We start from the raw sequence: 17,427 nt of genomic DNA on the forward strand, positions 1-17,427 counted from the left end.
AGGGGGACGGATACTAAGAAGTAAAATACATAAATAATCAAAAAATAATAAATTAACGGTTGATTAATACAGTTAACTCGTTAATATACCTATGTACTCAGTTTTGATAATAAACTGACAACGAGTTACACCCCATTTACGTTTTTACTGCTAAGAATCCAAGGAGGCAACATGAACAATTTACATCTGAAAAACATGCTGTGTTCTTATGTTCTGATTTCTTCAACCGCCAATTTAACCGGTCGATTAAACCATCATAAGCAATAAATTCGTATCCTAAGTTTTACTTTTAGGTCACGGATAAAAGTGACTTAACAAGTGAAAATCTATCTTTAAAGCCCTACTTTTATCCAAGACCTTCTTTTTATAATTAAAAAGGAGAGGCGTTATGCGTCAATCAATTTATTTAGTACTTGCAACCACACTTATCAAAGCTGATATTAATAATGAGCTGCGTAAAAAACAGAAAAAATACCGAGCTGAAAAAGTGGCATTTTTATATCTTAGCCAGCATTTAATGCAAGATATTGGTATCCAAAGTGATGGTTTTGTTGTTGGAGAAAGATTTCCTGCTGCAATTCAAGCACAACGTACCGTTCGTTATCTTAGATATTTAGAACTTGCGAAGGTCAAAACGTAATCCCTGCGCGGTGCTTAGATTTGCAGCTAGGTACCGCGCCTGTTTATCCTACCCACTAAAGTCTTGTCATTAGGCCTTTTTGTTTGCAGTGGCCCATTTTCTTTGGTTGTCGGCCTTAAAGAATTTTGCGTCGACCGCACTTTCTAAGTCAACTTCAAATCCAGAAGCGAGTGCAGATAATAAGACAAATGCATCGGCAATCTCATTAGCAATTCGTTCTTTAGAAAAGGGGGGATAGTTATCGGACCATAGACGTTTTAACTCCGCAGATATTTCTCCAACTTCTTCTGTTAGTAATATTTGTAACTTTAATGGATCGGTAACAAAGTCTCTGTCTTTACGCGTATTAACGATTTTTTCTTGTAGATCTCGTAATGCAATCATCATACATTCCTTAATGTGTGTTGTGTCCTTGGCTAATATATTTTTTGGCCATCCTTGGGTTGGTTATCCGCACAAAGTGGATATGTTTATAAGTGGGATCCTTAAGTAACGCTTGGTATCTAATTTTATTTTTTTTGTAGGTTGTTAAGGTCCACCAAATAATCGATTTTTTACTGAAAAAAGATTTTCTAAAGGTTTCGATATTTCCAGTCCCTTCCCAAAATTCTTGTTTGGTTATTGATCGAATTAATGCACGTTTAATGGCTTGAAACACTGTTCTAACAAAGGAGTAATCTATCCAAATGATCGTATCAACATCAGCCCATTTAATAGATGCTGTTTTGTTATAGTTACCATCTAAGACCCAGCTAGGTTGAGAAATTTGATTGGTTAGGGTAGTGAAAAACTCTTGATCAGATGCTTCTACCCAGTTTGGTTTCCAAAACATTTTATCCATTTCTAGATAGGGATAATTTAGCTTTTCAGAGAGTTTACGGCTAAAAGTGCTTTTTCCACTACCACTCGTGCCAATCACATTAATACGTTTCATTGGAGAATATTGCTCTTAATTATCAGTGAAATAATATTAGATATGCTTATCAGAAAAGCCCATCCCTTTCTTAACTTGTTTTAAATTAGCCAACGAAGTTAGTTTTTCTACAAGCATAAAAGCGACATTTAACCCAGCAGAAGGGCTTGTTGATGTGATTACATTATTATCAACAACCACAGGATTATGAATAATATTAACGCCCATTTCTTGCATCTGATACAGCCGTTTATGGTCTAAATGATAAGTTGTGCTTTTACGGTCATTAAGAATGCCAATTTTAGCGATAGATGATGCATCGACACTGGCTTCGTAAGTTACTATACCTTGGCAAAGAAATAGAATAACCTTTGGTCCCTTGCCTTCTGGCATTGATTTAGTACTCATCTGGTTTAATTACCGGTGCTTTTATAAAACTTTAAGCTGTATATCCAGTAACAGTATGCTAATGCATACAAAACAAAGCCGACAAGTGGTGCGATATAGATATACATAATAGGAAAATCAGCTAGATCACTTTTTCTTAATAAATATTGTGCTGGGAAATAATTAACAAATGCAAAGGGGACAATATAAATTAGTAAAAACTTGATTGAACCGTGAAAAATACTGATAGGGTATCCTGCAAACTTTCTCGTATTCCAGTAAAGCATTTGCCTAAGATTAGATATTTTAATCAATGTAAAACTTAAGGATGCTAAAAATAAAAAGAGTGCACCTTGAATTAACACACCGCTAATAATCGCGAAAGTACAGTAGGTAATAGTCAGGTAATTCCATTCTATATTGATATTATTTGCTGAATATATAAATAACATCCATCCTAACGTGCCATGGCCTATTGCTGCAAACCAATCAACTTTGCATGCAATTATTTGAAAAATTAACCCTCGAGGCCTTAATAAAAAACGGTCAAATGTTCCTTTGTTGACTAATCCTTCAAAGTCGCGAAGACCGGTAAAAAATAGGATGAAAAGACCGTAAGTAAAAAAGATAAAACTAAACAGAAAAAGAAGCTCATTAACATTCCAACCATTAATGGTTTCAAATTTAAGTAGCATAAAATAGATAATAATAATGCTTGATGCTTCACGCAGAAATACGGCAAGGGAGCGCAAAATTGCATCGACTTTATATTGGAACCATGACTTCATGGTGATAGCCGAATAATGTAAAAAAAGTGCTAGCGTATTCATATTACCCTCCTTGGATGACTATTTGCTGCTTGCCTTTAGCCCACATGATACTGCTGATCACATACATAATAATGATCCATAGGATCTGTTGTGCGAAATAGGCCCCTGATTCGTCGATACTTATATCACCCAAATAAATCCGAATTGGAATAAAATAAATAGCGCTAAATGGCGTGTAATCAACCCACTTTACAATGGTTTCTGGCATAAACCAAAGTGGTATTACTGCCCCAGATAAGACCCTTATTAGCGCGTTTTTTATCGTCGATAAACTCCAAACACTTAGGATCCAAAAGGAAGAATATTGGACAATGGAGCTGATCATCCAGAGCACCATAAACCCGAGGGTAATACTGCAGAGAAACATGAGGAACGCGATCAGATCCTTGGGGGGTAAAATATCAACGGCGAGGCTGAATATGATTAATGCTGGCAGGAAGTTGGATATAATTCGAAACAGTATTTCTCCCAATGTTTCGGCAAATATTTGTGCACGAAAGCTAATCGGCATGAGTAATGTGTAAGCAATTGATCCGTCCCTTACCTTGGCTGAAACGAGTTGATCATTAATGCTATAGGCATTTGATAAACCTTGGCTAATAATGATGGTGGTGACAACCATTGAAAAGCTAATGCCATCGATGACCTCATTGTTGCCATATAATGTTTTCCAAATAAGGCAGGCGATAAAGAGTTGAATACAGGTATTAAGCATGCCGATTAAATAATCGAAACGATAAACCATTTTGTTTAAAAAAGCCGTTTTTGTGAAAGCAAAGTAAACGCTGAAATCAAACACCTTTTTCATAAATATCCCTTACAATTTCCTCGATATCAGGTTCACTGATGGTTAAATCTTGGACATGATAGTTTTCAAAGATATGTTGAATAAGCGATTTGATCGGGACATCTTTACTTTTAAATAAAAATTCTTTGCTTATCGCATTATTGTGTTTTATTTGAACATTAGGGATTTCTGCTATTTGATGTTCCTCTGAAAACTGAACAATGAGTTTTCTTTCACTACCAAAATGGTTTTTAATTCCATTCACAGTGCCATCGTAGATCTTTTTCCCCTTATCAATAATGATTAATTTATCGCACGTTTTTTCGATATCTTGCATATCATGGGTGGTAAAGATAATTGTCACGCCAAGTTCTTTATTCATATAACGAATAAATGCCCGGATCCGTTCTTTAGCAACTACATCTAAGCCAATGGTGGGTTCGTCGAAGAACACTAATTCCGGTGAATGTAAAAGTGAAGCGGCAATATCTGCGCGCATACGTTGACCTAGAGAGAGTTGTCGTACTGGTTGCTCAATAAAGCTTTGCATATCGAGAATTTTTGTAAATTGAGCAAGATTTTTCTGAAATTTATCCTCTGGGATACGGTATATTTTTTGTAATAAATGAAAGCTGTCAATAATTGGTAAATCCCAAGCTAATTGAGATTTTTGTCCAAATACTGCCCCTATTTGGGCAACATATTGTTTTCTTTGTTTATGAGGACTGACATTAAGCGCAGTAACGCTGCCTTCTGTTGGTGATAGGATTCCGCTCAGTATTTTGATCGTCGTTGATTTACCCGCACCATTTGCGCCAATAAACCCAACGGCATCGCCTTTTTTTATGGTTAGATTGATGTTATCAATAGCATGTTTATAAGTATATTGAGGATAAAATAAGTTGGCGATATGACCGAACAATCCCTTGGCTCTTTTGCTTATTTTGTAAACTTTTTTAATGCCCTTTGCATCGATGACTGTTTCCATTTCCTTCCCAAAAAATACTGAGTGATATTGTAAAAATAAATGAAGGATTACAACAAAATCACTTGTATTTTAAAAGGACATTAAGTGTAAATCTAATGCTGGGTCACTATAATATCAAAAATAAAGCTTATTAAAGGTTAGGGAATCTGTTTTTAGTTGGGTTTTGATGTTTAATCATTATGCTCGGGAAATACGTAATCAAATTGCGCGGCAGTTAATGGCCAAGGTGTTTTATAGAATTCGCTTAATGCCTTCAATAATTTTTCAGTACGTTGATTAACACCCTGCTCAAGATAGGTTAAAACCTGCGCATGTACACGCGCTTGAAAGGCAAATCGATCCGTTTGTTCACCATTCAAATTATCCACGGAAACATTAAATTTAAACCCCGCTGCAACACATAGCATCCATTCTATTGCTTGAGGCTTGATTTCTACCTTTTCAAATTCCATTTGTTTTTGTAGATCGCGCCCATCGGGACAATACCAATAGCCGAAATCTTCTAACTTACGGCGTGCTTCTCCGGCAATTAGCCAGTGAGAGCACTCGTGTAACCCACTAGAAAAATACCCATGTGCAAATATGATTTGATGGAAAGGCGTTTTCGTATCAGCAGGAAGATAGATAGGTTCGTCATCACCTTTGATTAAACGGGTATTATAATCTTGAAAAAATACCCGTTCAAAAATAGCAATAAGGTCGTTTATTTGGTGCATAGTTGTATAAAACTCTTTAAAAAATATAAATTATGGGTTTTAAAAAATGAGCCAAATTGTACGAGTATTTAAGCGTAAAGTAAAAAGCCTTAGTAAGGTTAGGGATTAAGGCTTCGATACCTGTTTATTACACTTCTACACCTGCTTCATCTTCTTGCACAATTGCAGTTTCAGTAAGCGCTTGTGTAATCCACGTTTGTAGTACGGGGCATTTTAAAACATGTTCACAATAGGCTTGAGCTGCTGCAGATAAGTTAATTTGATAGGTTTTGAAGCGTAAGACAATGGGGGCATACATCGCATCGGCAATGCTAAATTCACCAAACAACCAAGCATTGGGAAACTCAGATTGCTGTTGAGAAAATATTTCATCAATACGTGCAATATCTTTTAATGCCGTTGCTGAAAGATCGACATGGCGTGTTGCGCGGATATTCATTGGCATTTCACTGCGCACACCCATAAATCCTGCATGCATTTCGGCACTTAATGCCCGAGCTTTAGCGCGTTGCTTAAGATCTTTGGGTAGTGCTGAGCCTGATAGATAGGCGTCATTAATATACTCATTGATTGCTAATGAATCCCATACTGCCAAATCACCATCGATAATGGCTGGCACCTTTTGGACGCTAAAATGCTTTTCTAATTCATCATAGAAATCGGTGGTGTCGAGAGCCAACAATGTTTCATCAAATTTTACGTCAAATTTACTCATTAAATACCATGCCCGCAGAGACCAGCTCGAATAGTTTTTGTTACCGATAAATAACTGCATTATTACTCCTTTGGATTAGTTTAGAGTCTCAACATAGCTTATTTAATAATCAAACTCTACCTTTGATTTGCACCTTAGGTTAGTGAAGTCGATTAACATTTAATGCGATCAAATCCATGCTGTATAACGACGGCATTAGTAACTTCCGTGAGTCGAGATTTTATGGTGTGTTCTATGTTGTGGGGATTTTTTACTAAATCTGCAATGGTGATATAAGCGTTAGTTGTTAACTTATCACTATTATATAAAAATGCGTACCCGGGACCTATAGTCCAATGGTTGGCTAGTGATACTTGAGGTTTCTCTTCTAGTTGTCTAATTAAGGTAAAGTGAAAGGCTAAAATGGATTCTTCATTTTCATACCAATTAGCTTTTAAAGCTTGAAAATTTAGCCACATTTCAAGTTTATGTAATAACGGCGTTAGTGCATTTGAAAATTGGCCCTCTGAGGTGATGGTAATTGGAAGTTTATCTTGCATATTGACCCTTTGGTGAGCGGTTTGTATTTCAATTGTCATTTATACCGATGTATTTTACCTAGCTAATGTTTTCTTCGCATTAATTTAAGCACACCCGTCATGGATTGCATGATAATTTATATATACCCGTTACCAATCAAGATGCGTTTATCAGTCACTAGCTCGGATACCAAGGCGTAACATGATGACAATGGCTAGTCCTTATCGAATGTTATAACGCAGTATTGGTGTTCGAGCTAGTGACCCGCAGGGCAAGACGAGAGGCAAACATCTTCGTTGTTATAAAGTCTCGATTTAACCCGTTAGATCTTCACCTTTATGCCTAGAATCTGCTCACCTCTCGTCTTGCTGATTTCTGCATCTTGAATGGTAACGGGTATAAATAGAGATAACAGTTCAGTACTGTAGGTTGTCGGAGGGGCAGGTGTCGTTTATGCTCGCTTAATATTACCTGAATTATCGATATAATCAGGTTGTGATTGATTATATCGATGTAAATGAAATAGAAATAATTTACTTATTAATCGTTAGTCATGGTCAATAAATTGTTCAATAACAGCGCGATCGTAACCCTTTGAGGCTAAATTAAGTTGTAAAGTATACGGATCTTTAGCGTCAGTTTTCCCTTGTTGATCGACCTGCAACAGTTCAACTAATTTACCATGTTGCATTACGGCAATTTGCTCACACATATAAGAAACAACCGCTAAATCATGACTGACTAATAGGTAAGTTAACGATAATTCTTTACGTAATTGATTCAATAAATTGAGAATTTCCGCCTGTATGGAAACATCGAGCGCAGAGGTCGGTTCATCCAGTAATAAAATCTTCGGTTCTAAAATTAAGGCCCTGGCAATGGCGACGCGTTGACGTTGCCCACCTGATAATTGATGTGGATAACGAAATCGGAATTTATTCGGTAGGGCAACTTGATCCATGACCTTGGCGATACGTTGTTCGGTATCTTTAAATCCATGAATGGCAAGCGGTTCCGCGAGTATTTTATCGATGGTATGCCGAGGGTGAAGAGATGCATAGGGGTCTTGGAAGACCATCTGTACTTTTTTATAAAAGGCTTTATTACGTTTACTTTGTAATGCTTCACCTTCAAGTAACATTTGCCCATTACAATGCGTATTTAACCCTGCAAGTGCACGTAAAATGGTTGATTTACCCGAGCCAGACTCGCCGACCAAGCCAAAGGATTGTTGAGCTGGTACATCAAAGGAAACATGATTAACGGCTTTGACTAATTCTTCTCCGCTACCAAAGTGAATAGATAAGTCATTGATTGCAATTGCAGGTGTTTGTTGGTCGTTCATAGTAATTTACCCTGTGCATTTAAGGTCCCATTTAGCCAACTATCTTGACGTTGTAATGTTGCTAAGGGTTGTCCTTTAATCGCGTTATTGGGTAAGCAGGAAAGCAACCCTTTGGTATAAGGATGTTGCGCTTGATCTAACTTACTGGCTTCTAGCTCTTCGACAATTCTTCCGGCATACATCACTAAGATGCGATCGCAGAAACTCGCGACTAAGGGCAAATCATGGGAAATTAAAATAAGTCCCATTCCACGCTCTTTGACGAGATCATCCATAATCGCTAGTACTTGTAATTGCACGGTTACATCTAATGCTGAGGTCGGCTCATCGGCAATTAATAGGTCTGGGCTCGACAGTAACATCATTGCAATCATAATGCGTTGTCCCATGCCGCCTGAAACTTCATGGGGATGGGCATTAAAAACCCGTTGCGGATGTCGAATACGAACGGCTTCAAGCATTTCAATACAACGAGATATCGCTTGTTTTTTAGAAACCTTCATTTGAATTTGGCAGGCTTCGATCATTTGTTTACCGATAGTCATAACGGGATTAAGTGAGTATTTAGGATCTTGCATTACCATTGAAATACGTTTTCCACGGATCTCGCGATAATCTCGGGTGGATAATCCTTGCAAATCGACACCATCAAAAATGAGTTTTTCTGCGCTGACATTCCCTGGGCTTAGTCCTAATATCGCGCGACCAGTTTGTGATTTCCCCGAACCTGATTCACCTACAATGGCTATTTTCTCATGACCCATTTTGAAAGAGATATCACGAACGGCATGAACAGCACCATGCACCGACGGAAATTCCACATTGAGATTTTTTACTTCCAGTAAATGATCCTGATTATCATCGATATAAGTCATTAATGCTGGCCTCCTGATTTAGGATCTAATACATCACGCAGACCATCACCAAGGAGGTTAAAGCCAAGTGCGACGGTAAAAATTGCAATACCAGGAAAGGTCGCTAACCACCAGTAACTGAGAATATAGTCGCGTCCTTCTGCAATCATTGCGCCCCATTCTGGTGTTGGAGGCTGTGCCCCTAAACCTAGGAAGCCTAACCCCGCTGCAGTCAAAATAATGCCCGCCATATCTAAGGTCACACGAACAATTAGTGAGGATAAACAAAGTGGCATGATATGGCCTGAAATTAATCGCCAATGACCAGCGCCCTGTAGTTTTGCCGCTGCTAAATAATCGGTATTACGAATGGTTAATGTTTCGGCTCTAGCGAGTCGTGCGTAGGCAGGCCAAGACGTGATTGCAATTGCGAAAATAGCGGATTCTAAGCCACGACCTAATGCCGCAGCTAGTGCTAATGCGAGTACTAATTTAGGAAAAGCGAGAAATACATCGGTAATGCGCATTAACAATATATCGACCCAACCACCAAAGTAACCGGAAACCGTACCGATAATAAAACCTAATACAGGGGCGGTGAAAATAACGATCGCAACAATAAATAAGGTAATACGACTACCGATAATAATGCGACTAAACACATCGTTAGCCTGACCATCGGTTCCAAACCAATGTTCAGCAGAAGGGGGAAGAAAGCGCCCATTTTTAAGGGCGTCACCCGTGAGTCCACTGGTCACATCTTCAGGGGCAATATAAGGGGCAAAGATTGCCATTAATAGCAACGCAAGGACAATCACAAAACCAATCATTGCAAGTGGATTATGATAGAAACGTAGCCAACCTAAGTAGCCACGTCCAAATGCTGCCTGTGTTCTTGAATCTGGGTTTTCGGCTAACAGCCAACCTTTTAACTCAGTCATTTTGAAAAACCTTGTTAGCACTTCTTGATGAGAAATGTTTAATAATATGCATGCTTATTTTGCTCTCGGATCGAAGATTTTATAGAGCAAATCAGAGGTTAAGTTTAAGAGTATAAACACTAAACCGACCACAATCGTGCCGCCAAGTACTGCATTCATGTCTGCTGCAAGTAGGGCATCGGTAATGTAACGACCTAATCCTGGCCAAGAAAATACAATTTCTGTTAACACCGAACCTTCTAAGAGAGAAGCGTAGGTAAGGGCAATAACGGTGATCAAAGGCACCCAAGCATTACCGAGTGCGTGTTTCCAGATAATCGCGGTTTCAGAAACACCCTTTACTCGTGCCGTAATAATATATTCTTGATTGAGTTGATCGAGCATAAATGAACGCGTCATACGACTGAGGTAGGCAATACTGTAATAGGAAAGTAAAGACGCGGGTAAAATAATATGGGCAAAGGCATCTTTAAATGCATCCCAATCTCGCGCTAATAGAGTATCCACCAATACCATATTGGTTACCTTCGGTAGCGTATATTCATACATGACACTGAGTCTTCCTTCTGGAGCAGCGACCCAATCTAAATGTTGATAAAAAATGACAATCGCAATCATCGCTAACCAAAATATTGGTGCGCTATGGCCAATTAGCCCAAAAATTCGAACTATATTATCTTGCCATTTATTCTGATTGACGGCTGCCAATACACCCATCGGAATGCCAATTAACATACCAAAAATAGTTGCAAGGGTGGCGAGTTCTAAGGTGGCAGGAAAATAGTTAAGGATATCATCAGATACTAAATTGGCGGTCCGAACAGAGGTACCTAAATCGCCGTGTAATATCCCATCGAGATAGTAGAAAAACTGGGTAATAATGGGTTTATCTAATCCCATTTCAAGATAGGTTGCTTGATATAGTGCTTCCGTTGCTTTATCGCCAATAACAGCAATAACGGGATCCGTTGGCATCATTCGACCAATGACAAAGGTGAGTAATAGCAAGCCGAAAAAAGTCATCGCCAACATACTGAAAAAGTGTACGAATGGCTTTGCTTTTTTAGCATAAAAAGAAGAAAAGGCGGCTAAAGAACCGCCCTTTGATAATGAACTTCCCATTATTTTTTCACAACATCTTTGTAAGAGTTACTATCGAAGGATGGGCCTAATACAAATCCATCGATATTCTCACGCACGCCAGCCACTTCTTGTTCTTGCATAACAAAGGCGAAAGGTGCGGTTTGTTGATGTTCTTTTTGAATGGCTAAATACATTGCTGCACGTTTATCTGCATCGCGTTCCACTAACGCAGCAAGGGTATCTTTAGTCATTTGCTCTGGTGCGTAAGCGTTACGCCATGCGACGGGTTTAGATTTAGCATCATCACTATTGTCTAAGTTTTTAGCAAAGGTATCTGCATTTGTATGAGGGTCTTGGTAATCAGGCCCCCAAGTACCAAAGAATAATTGGTGTTTACGAGCACGGTATACGGTTAACACTTGCTTGCCATCCATCGGGATTAATTTAACGTTGATGCCGACCTTAGCGAAGGTTGTTTGAATTGATTTTGCCGTATCAACACGAATAGGGCTGTTTCTAACGATTAACTCAACATCGAAACCATCGGGGTAACCCGCTTCAGCTAATAATCCTTTTGCTTTTTCAATATCCAATGAGAAAGGTTGGTCTTCCAATGCACCGAGAAAACCTTTAGGTAGGAATGCCTGTTGTATTTGACCACGACCATCCCAAACTGTATCTGCTAACCCTTTGTAATCGATCAGGTATTTAAGCGCTTGCTGTACTTTAGGCTTAGCTAGGATAGGATCTTTCATATTCATTGAAAGGTAATAAAGTGTACCTTTACCTTTCTTGATTAATTTAATATCTTTGCTTTCTGCGACACTTTTTAATTGTTCCGTTTCGAGATTACGAGCAATATCAATATCACCTTTCTCAAGTAGTAATTGTTGAACAGAAGATTCACCGATATGACGAATAAACACATTTTTCATGGCAGGAACGCCATCCCAATAATTTTGATTGGCACTTAATACAACAATTTCAGAAGGTTTCCACTGTTCTACTTTAAAAGGACCAGAGCCTGCGTAATGAGTACGTAACCAAGCCAGTCCCATATCACCATCGACTTCATGTTTCATTACTTCTTCTTTATCCACAACCGATGCAATGGTTGCCGTTAAACAGTATAAAACAAAAGTTGGAGCGTAAGCTTTATCGGTTTCAAAGACGAGCGTATTCGCATCAATGGCTTTAACTTTGTCTTTTACATTGGTTTCATCAAGACCGAATTGAGTCAATATAAAACCTGGTGCTTTATTTAAGATAACCGCACGCTGTAATGAAAATGCAGCATCTTCAGCTGTCATTTCATTACCCGAAGCGAATTTAATTCCCTTACGAATTTTAAAGGTAAATGTTTTACCATCTTCACTGATTGTCCAACTTTCTGCTGCTTGGCCAAATATTTTTGATACATCATTTGGATCATAACTAATTAAACGGTCGTAAGTATTACCGATAACTTCAGAACCTGAAAATTCAAAAGCCTCCGCACTATCTAAGGTGATAATGTCATCGAATTGCCAACCGACAACTAATGAATCTTTAGGCGTTGCTGCAGATACTGTCCCCGTAGAGAGTGCAAGGGCTAAGCCTGTGACTCCCGCTAGGTGACGTGCTTTTTTAAAAATTGTCTTCATATTGTTATCTCCATATTTCCTGAGCGTAGAGCCAAGGGATTTATTTCCAATGCGTTGTTAACACCAAATTTTTTGCGCTAGGGTGTTCATATTGCTTCCATAGATAGCGGCGATATCCGATTGTTTGTAACCGCGTTTTTCAAGTAGTACTGACATTTCTAAAAAACGTTCTGGTGGGGCGAATAATAGATTTAAAAATCCATCATTTGATTTTCCGTAACCATGTTCGGGGGGCCACCAAAGATTGGTATCTAAACCTTCAGGGCCATCATCTAAATGATTGTCATAGACATAATCTAAACCAACGCCAACATGGGTTGGTCCAATTAATTGAACGAGATAATCAATGGCTTCGACCATGCTTTCTGCGCTGGCTTGTGCGGAGTTTAAGAATCGTGCGACACCATTAATGCACACCACGCCACCGGTTGCAGCACAGGCTTGCAGTTGGTCATCGCGATAATTTCGACCGTGATCCTTTAATGCACGTGGATTACCATGACTAATAATCACCGGTTTATTTGAATATTCGAAAATTTCCATACTGGTGCGATATCCGGTATGGGAAACATCCATGAATAATTTATTGGCATTGATTGCATCAACGATATCTCGGCCTTTCTGTGTCAGGCCAAGGTCTTGATCATGACAACCGCCTGCAAGGGAGTTACTGCGGTTGTAGGCTAAGTGTATTTGTCGTACCCCAAGTTTGGCAAGTAATCCGACCATTGCAGGGCTTTCATGCAAGGGAACGCCGCCTTCTAAATCAAAGGAAATGGCCAATTTACCTTCGCGTTGAGCACGTTCAACATCCGCAAAACTTTCTACTTGGATTAAAAAATCGAGTTCGCTGATACGCTTTCTAAATCCTGCTATGATCTGGATGATATCGCTTAACGGATTAAAATCCATGCCGATATTGATTGATATATAATAGGCACCACAGTCGATATGGCGTTGTAGCGAGGCTAGATCATATTCAGGAAATAAAGGAACACAGGTATGTGCATCCCAAGCGGGTGTTAGTGACAAGGCGTACTCCTTTATAAGCTGTAAAAATCAGGTGATTATAATTTCATCAGGTAAAATGTGTTTTCATCATCAGAGTGCAAGTGCGTCTTATTATTGTGCAAGCAGAACGATGAATACTTAATAAATAGAGATTTATCTCTTAATTTAATCTAACTATGGAATAAACGTGCCAACTTATTGTTATCGTTAAAATTATGATAGTTAAACAGGTGGTTGGAGAGATAAATGACAGAAGGTAATCTAATTGCAAAACAGAGACTTATTCGCTGAGATTGAAGAAACGCCAATTAAAGTGGTTGATTATGATGGTGTGGTTGAATACCACGGTATCTTGATTCCCTTTGAACAGGCGAATCGGTATTTTGATGCGTTATTCAATAAAATAAAATGGCAAAGCGACCAGGCTAATATTTTTGGAAAGCAGATTCTGACTAAGCGAAAAGTAGCTTGGTATGGCGATAAGCCCTTCAGTTATACCTATTCAAATAGTACTAAACATGCTTTGCCTTGGATTGAAGAGCTGGTGGAGCTAAAAAAAATTATTGAAGAAAAAAGTGGGCATTGTTTTAACGCTTGCTTACTCAATTTATATCATACTGGCGATGAAGGAATGGCTTGGCATAGTGATGGCGAGAAAGATCTTCTTAAAAATGGGGCGATAGGATCTTTGAGTTTAGGTGCAGAACGTAAGTTCTCCTTCAAACATAAGGTTAACCAACAAACTTTATCCGTATTTTTACAACATGGCAGTTTATTGGTGATGAAAGGTGAAACCCAGAGTCATTGGTTGCATCGACTTCCTCCCACTAAAAAAGTCGATACGCCTCGAATTAATTTAACCTTTAGGACTATCGATGAACGCTCCAAATACTAGTGTTTATCCTTTGCCCTGCGTCGCTTTAAATCTTGGATTGGATTTACAGATAACAAATAAACGTCCCTTTCTTTTTACGATTTGACAGTCTGGGTGACGTTGCTTTGCCCCTTTTAGCGAATTTAATACTTTCATTAACCTATTCCTTATTTACTGCTTAGTTTGAAACGACGTTTGAATTGCGCAACGCGCCCCTCACCGTCATGGATCCTTTGTTCACCCGTATAGAAAGAATGAGAAGCACTAGATACATCCAAGCTCATATAGGGATATTCGACACCATCGCGGACAACGGTTTTGTTTGTTTCAACCGTTGAGCCGATTAGGAAATACTGATCAACACGTGTGTCATGAAAAGCGACGGTACGATAATTGGGGTGGATATTATCTCGCATTATTTACCTCTGTATTTAAATTATGTTATAACATAGCATTTTATATCGTTTATAAAACAAATTGCAAATAGAATTTATTCTCATTTAGAAAAAATTGGACGCTGTTTTATTGCGAGGTCGAAACTTTTTGTGAATAAGTATTGATTAAAAAAGAGAGGGGATTAATTTCCATAAACAAAGGATTGCAAGTATACAACAGTACAAAGGTACGAGTTTTTTCCACATTTTTTCTGGGAAAACACGGATAGCATAGGGAGCGGCAATAACAGCAAAAATGCTACCTAGGATCATTGAAGGTAATAAAATAAAGTTAATAACAACTCCATGGTTTAGTAAACAGAACCAAGTAATAATTGATGCAATACAAACGGTGCCTTCTGCAAATGCGGTGATAGCCATCATTGTTTTTGCAGGTACGCCAGAGAAAAGTCCGCCAATGGTGACAACAGGGCCATATCCACCGCCGCCTATCCCTTTGTTAAAACCTGCAAGTGCACCAAAGAAAAACATACGTTTGGGATGATAAGTGGGCACTTTTTTCGCATTAATAAGGGAAATAATTCCCATTGCTAATAAAAGAACAACCACATAAAGTTTGATCCATACTTGAGCTACATGCAATAAACCATAAACAGACGTGATTGAAAATACGCCTGCCAATATCCCCATGCTTGCAATAATTAGCCATAATTTAACGGTTTCTGATATAGGGTGAATATGCCATTCAACATTGCCATATTCCTTATGAATATAGGCACTGGTTAACCCTGCACTGGCTTGTTGAATCATGATAGCCGGGATAATTTGTAAAGGTTCGTATCCGAATATCAATAATAGTGGGGTAAAGGCTGTTCCATATCCCATTCCAGCGGCTGAATCTAAGAACTCAAAAATCATAGCAAGCAGTGTGACTGACCAGATAATGTTCCATTGATTGCTTACAATACCCGGTGTGCTATTGAATGGTGTGGTTGCTAACCAACAGCTTAGTCCAAACACAATGGATAAAACGGCAAGTGCCCACAAAGATGCTTTGAGTTCTTTTGCTTTGAAACGCATGCGATGTTTTATCGATTGTTGTTCTTGGTATTGGGCAATTTCCCAGCCCATTTTTTTATTGAATACTTTGTTTTCGGTTATGTTATTGAGATGTTCATGAGAAAGTAATTGTTTCTTAGGAATATATTGATTTGTATTGTGCATTATTTTTCTCCTTATTCTGTAGCGGTTATACCGAGCAGAGAAGAGCATTGTTTATGCCATTTCTTAACTTATTGATTAATAGTTTAATTTTTAATTTAATATTTATTTCCATTTGTTTTGTATGGATATTCCGTTAAATAAAGAGGATTATTAGTTTTATGACACAGACAGCAAATATAATCGGAGAAACGTCGGGACTTGCTAGCGTGATGGCGCGAGTCAATATTGTTGCGCCTAAAGATCTTCCTGTCTTGTTACATGGCGAGACGGGGAGTGGTAAAGAAGTGGTTGCCCAGCTTATCCATGAACGCTCGCCTCGTTATAATCAAGTTTTTAACCGAGTTAACTGTGGGGCGCTTTCTCCTGAGTTGATTGATTCTGAATTATTTGGGCACGAAAAAGGGTCTTTTACTGGGACGACAGGTACCCATCGAGGATGGTTTGAGCGCGCCGATAAAGGTACGCTTTTTCTGGATGAAGTAGGGGAATTATCCCTTGGTGCACAGGTACGGTTATTGCGTGTGTTACAAGATGGAACGTTCACTCGAGTCGGAGGAGAGAAGGTACAACAAACGGATGTACGCATTGTTGCAGCGACTCATAAAGATTTATTAGAGATGATTGCCCATAAGCAATTCAGGGAAGATTTATATTATCGTTTATCAGCTTTTCCTTTAGTGATCCCACCATTGCGCGATAGAAAACAAGATATTGACAGTTTTGCTCGGTATTTTGTGGATCAAGCGACACAACGTTTCGGCATAAGGCCAATGAAAATTGAATTATCAGAGATAGAACAACTGCGGCGTTATTCATGGCCGGGTAATATTCGTGAATTCGCATCAGTTATTAATCGTGCCGTTTTACTAGGGGAGTCGACGGGCGTGTTGCAGATTGAACAAGCGATTGGTCATTATCCATCTTCATCCTCGTTGTCTTGTAATGTTGAAAGTGGTGAAATTAATACACAGCCCGAAAATGAAACACTCGATGCAGTGATTATTGCACATATTAACAAAGTCCTCGTGGCGTGTTACGGGCGTATTGAAGGACCATTTGGTGCGGCGAAAAAACTCGGGCTTAATCCCAGCACATTACGTTCAAAAATGCGTAAATTAAATATTACTGCTCTACCAAAGTCTACTCAATGAGCGCAATTGAATTACGTCGTTTTATACCCGTTACTAATCAAGATGCGTTTATCAGTCACTAGCTCGGATACCAAGGCAAGGCGTAACATGATGACCTTTCGAGCGATTAACTGCGTTAATCCTCTATTGGTAGATGTAAAAACAAGACTTTACATCTTTAATGGCTAGTCCTTATCGAATGTTATAACGCAGTATTGCCATGATTTATAAGAAACGAGCTAGTGACCCGCAGGGCAAGACGAGAGGCAAACATCTTCGTTGTTATAAAGTCTCGATTTAACCCGTTAGATCTTCCCCTTTATGCCTAGAATCTGCTCACCTCTCGTCTTGCTGATTTCTGCATCTTGAATGGTAACGGGTATATATTGAAGATAAATGTTACTTATTAATTGGCTCGGAATGTATTTTTTA

General features: G+C 38.7%; 21 protein-coding genes. 3 read left to right on the forward strand and 18 right to left on the reverse strand.

Annotation, left to right across the window (positions count from 1 at the left end; genetic code table 11):
• Positions 1–388 precede the first annotated feature (388 nt).
• Complete coding sequence (locus ACR30L_RS02610; protein ID WP_435236492.1) at positions 389–640, forward strand: hypothetical protein; 252 nt, start codon at positions 389–391, stop codon at positions 638–640.
• A 69-nt stretch (positions 641–709) separates the two neighbouring features.
• On the opposite strand, the gene ACR30L_RS02615 is transcribed toward ACR30L_RS02610, so the two are convergent.
• From ACR30L_RS02615 to ACR30L_RS02685, 15 genes are all read right to left on the reverse strand, one after another.
• Positions 710–1,027, reverse strand: coding sequence for a hypothetical protein (locus ACR30L_RS02615; protein WP_435236493.1), 318 nt, complete (start codon positions 1,025–1,027; stop codon positions 710–712).
• A 7-nt stretch (positions 1,028–1,034) separates the two neighbouring features.
• Complete coding sequence (locus ACR30L_RS02620) at positions 1,035–1,574, reverse strand: AAA family ATPase (RefSeq protein ID WP_435236494.1); 540 nt, start codon at positions 1,572–1,574, stop codon at positions 1,035–1,037.
• Between the two features lie 36 nt (positions 1,575–1,610).
• On the reverse strand, positions 1,611–1,961 hold the full coding sequence (locus ACR30L_RS02625) for a DJ-1/PfpI family protein (protein ID WP_435236495.1): 351 nt from the start codon (positions 1,959–1,961) through the stop codon (positions 1,611–1,613).
• Positions 1,962–1,966: 5 nt separating this feature from the next.
• Positions 1,967–2,770, reverse strand: coding sequence for an ABC transporter permease (locus ACR30L_RS02630; protein WP_435236496.1), 804 nt, complete (start codon positions 2,768–2,770; stop codon positions 1,967–1,969).
• 1 nt (position 2,771) lies between these two features.
• Positions 2,772–3,578, reverse strand: a complete 807-nt coding sequence (locus tag ACR30L_RS02635) for an ABC transporter permease (RefSeq protein WP_435236497.1) — start codon at positions 3,576–3,578, stop codon at positions 2,772–2,774.
• Positions 3,562–4,545 (reverse strand): ABC transporter ATP-binding protein, encoded by a 984-nt coding sequence (locus ACR30L_RS02640; protein WP_435236498.1) that lies wholly within the window; start codon positions 4,543–4,545, stop codon positions 3,562–3,564. The genes ACR30L_RS02635 and ACR30L_RS02640 overlap by 17 nt, the downstream gene beginning before the upstream one ends.
• 170 nt (positions 4,546–4,715) lie before the next feature.
• Entirely contained in the window at positions 4,716–5,261 is a 546-nt protein-coding gene (locus ACR30L_RS02645) for an elongation factor P hydroxylase (protein ID WP_435236499.1), read from the reverse strand.
• A 127-nt stretch (positions 5,262–5,388) separates the two neighbouring features.
• Positions 5,389–6,036, reverse strand: a complete 648-nt coding sequence (locus ACR30L_RS02650; protein WP_435236500.1) for a glutathione S-transferase family protein — start codon at positions 6,034–6,036, stop codon at positions 5,389–5,391.
• A 92-nt stretch (positions 6,037–6,128) separates the two neighbouring features.
• On the reverse strand, positions 6,129–6,515 hold the full coding sequence (locus ACR30L_RS02655; RefSeq protein WP_435236501.1) for a hypothetical protein: 387 nt from the start codon (positions 6,513–6,515) through the stop codon (positions 6,129–6,131).
• A gap of 527 nt (positions 6,516–7,042) precedes the next feature.
• Positions 7,043–7,840 (reverse strand): ABC transporter ATP-binding protein, encoded by a 798-nt coding sequence (locus ACR30L_RS02660; protein ID WP_435236502.1) that lies wholly within the window; start codon positions 7,838–7,840, stop codon positions 7,043–7,045.
• Positions 7,837–8,715 (reverse strand): ABC transporter ATP-binding protein, encoded by an 879-nt coding sequence (locus ACR30L_RS02665; protein ID WP_435236503.1) that lies wholly within the window; start codon positions 8,713–8,715, stop codon positions 7,837–7,839. Before ACR30L_RS02665 ends, ACR30L_RS02660 begins: the two co-directional genes overlap by 4 nt.
• Positions 8,715–9,635 (reverse strand): ABC transporter permease, encoded by a 921-nt coding sequence (locus ACR30L_RS02670; protein ID WP_435236504.1) that lies wholly within the window; start codon positions 9,633–9,635, stop codon positions 8,715–8,717. The genes ACR30L_RS02665 and ACR30L_RS02670 overlap by 1 nt, the downstream gene beginning before the upstream one ends.
• Positions 9,636–9,689: 54 nt before the next feature.
• Positions 9,690–10,757: an ABC transporter permease gene (locus ACR30L_RS02675; RefSeq protein WP_435236505.1), complete on the reverse strand. Its 1,068-nt coding sequence runs from the start codon at positions 10,755–10,757 to the stop codon at positions 9,690–9,692.
• Entirely contained in the window at positions 10,757–12,361 is a 1,605-nt protein-coding gene (locus ACR30L_RS02680) for an ABC transporter substrate-binding protein (protein ID WP_435236506.1), read from the reverse strand. The genes ACR30L_RS02675 and ACR30L_RS02680 overlap by 1 nt, the downstream gene beginning before the upstream one ends.
• 57 nt (positions 12,362–12,418) lie before the next feature.
• The gene (locus ACR30L_RS02685) at positions 12,419–13,393 is read right to left on the reverse strand and encodes a dipeptidase (RefSeq protein WP_435236507.1); all 975 of its coding nucleotides are present in this window, start codon (positions 13,391–13,393) and stop codon (positions 12,419–12,421) included.
• A 244-nt stretch (positions 13,394–13,637) separates the two neighbouring features.
• On the opposite strand from ACR30L_RS02685, the gene ACR30L_RS02690 reads away from it, so the two are divergent.
• On the forward strand, positions 13,638–14,267 hold the full coding sequence (locus ACR30L_RS02690; protein ID WP_435236508.1) for an alpha-ketoglutarate-dependent dioxygenase AlkB family protein: 630 nt from the start codon (positions 13,638–13,640) through the stop codon (positions 14,265–14,267).
• A 3-nt stretch (positions 14,268–14,270) separates the two neighbouring features.
• Here the strand turns inward: ACR30L_RS02690 and ykgO are convergent, their stop codons facing one another.
• The 3 genes from ykgO to ACR30L_RS02705 all read right to left on the reverse strand — a co-directional run bounded on the left by ykgO (position 14,271) and on the right by ACR30L_RS02705 (position 15,865).
• On the reverse strand, positions 14,271–14,402 hold the full coding sequence (gene ykgO / locus ACR30L_RS02695) for a type B 50S ribosomal protein L36 (RefSeq protein ID WP_435236509.1): 132 nt from the start codon (positions 14,400–14,402) through the stop codon (positions 14,271–14,273).
• 11 nt (positions 14,403–14,413) lie between these two features.
• On the reverse strand, positions 14,414–14,662 hold the full coding sequence (locus ACR30L_RS02700) for a type B 50S ribosomal protein L31 (RefSeq protein WP_435236510.1): 249 nt from the start codon (positions 14,660–14,662) through the stop codon (positions 14,414–14,416).
• Between the two features lie 144 nt (positions 14,663–14,806).
• Positions 14,807–15,865 carry a sulfite exporter TauE/SafE family protein gene (locus ACR30L_RS02705; protein WP_435236511.1) on the reverse strand — a complete coding sequence of 353 codons (1,059 nt, stop codon included), beginning with the start codon at positions 15,863–15,865 and terminating at the stop codon, positions 14,807–14,809.
• Between the two features lie 158 nt (positions 15,866–16,023).
• Between ACR30L_RS02705 and ACR30L_RS02710 the strand changes: the two genes are divergently transcribed.
• Positions 16,024–17,016 (forward strand): sigma-54 interaction domain-containing protein, encoded by a 993-nt coding sequence (locus ACR30L_RS02710; RefSeq protein WP_435236512.1) that lies wholly within the window; start codon positions 16,024–16,026, stop codon positions 17,014–17,016.
• Positions 17,017–17,427 lie beyond the last annotated feature (411 nt).

It is taken from the genome of Psychromonas saccharinae (genome assembly GCF_051201515.1).
Classification (GTDB): Bacteria; Pseudomonadota; Gammaproteobacteria; order Enterobacterales; family Psychromonadaceae; genus Psychromonas.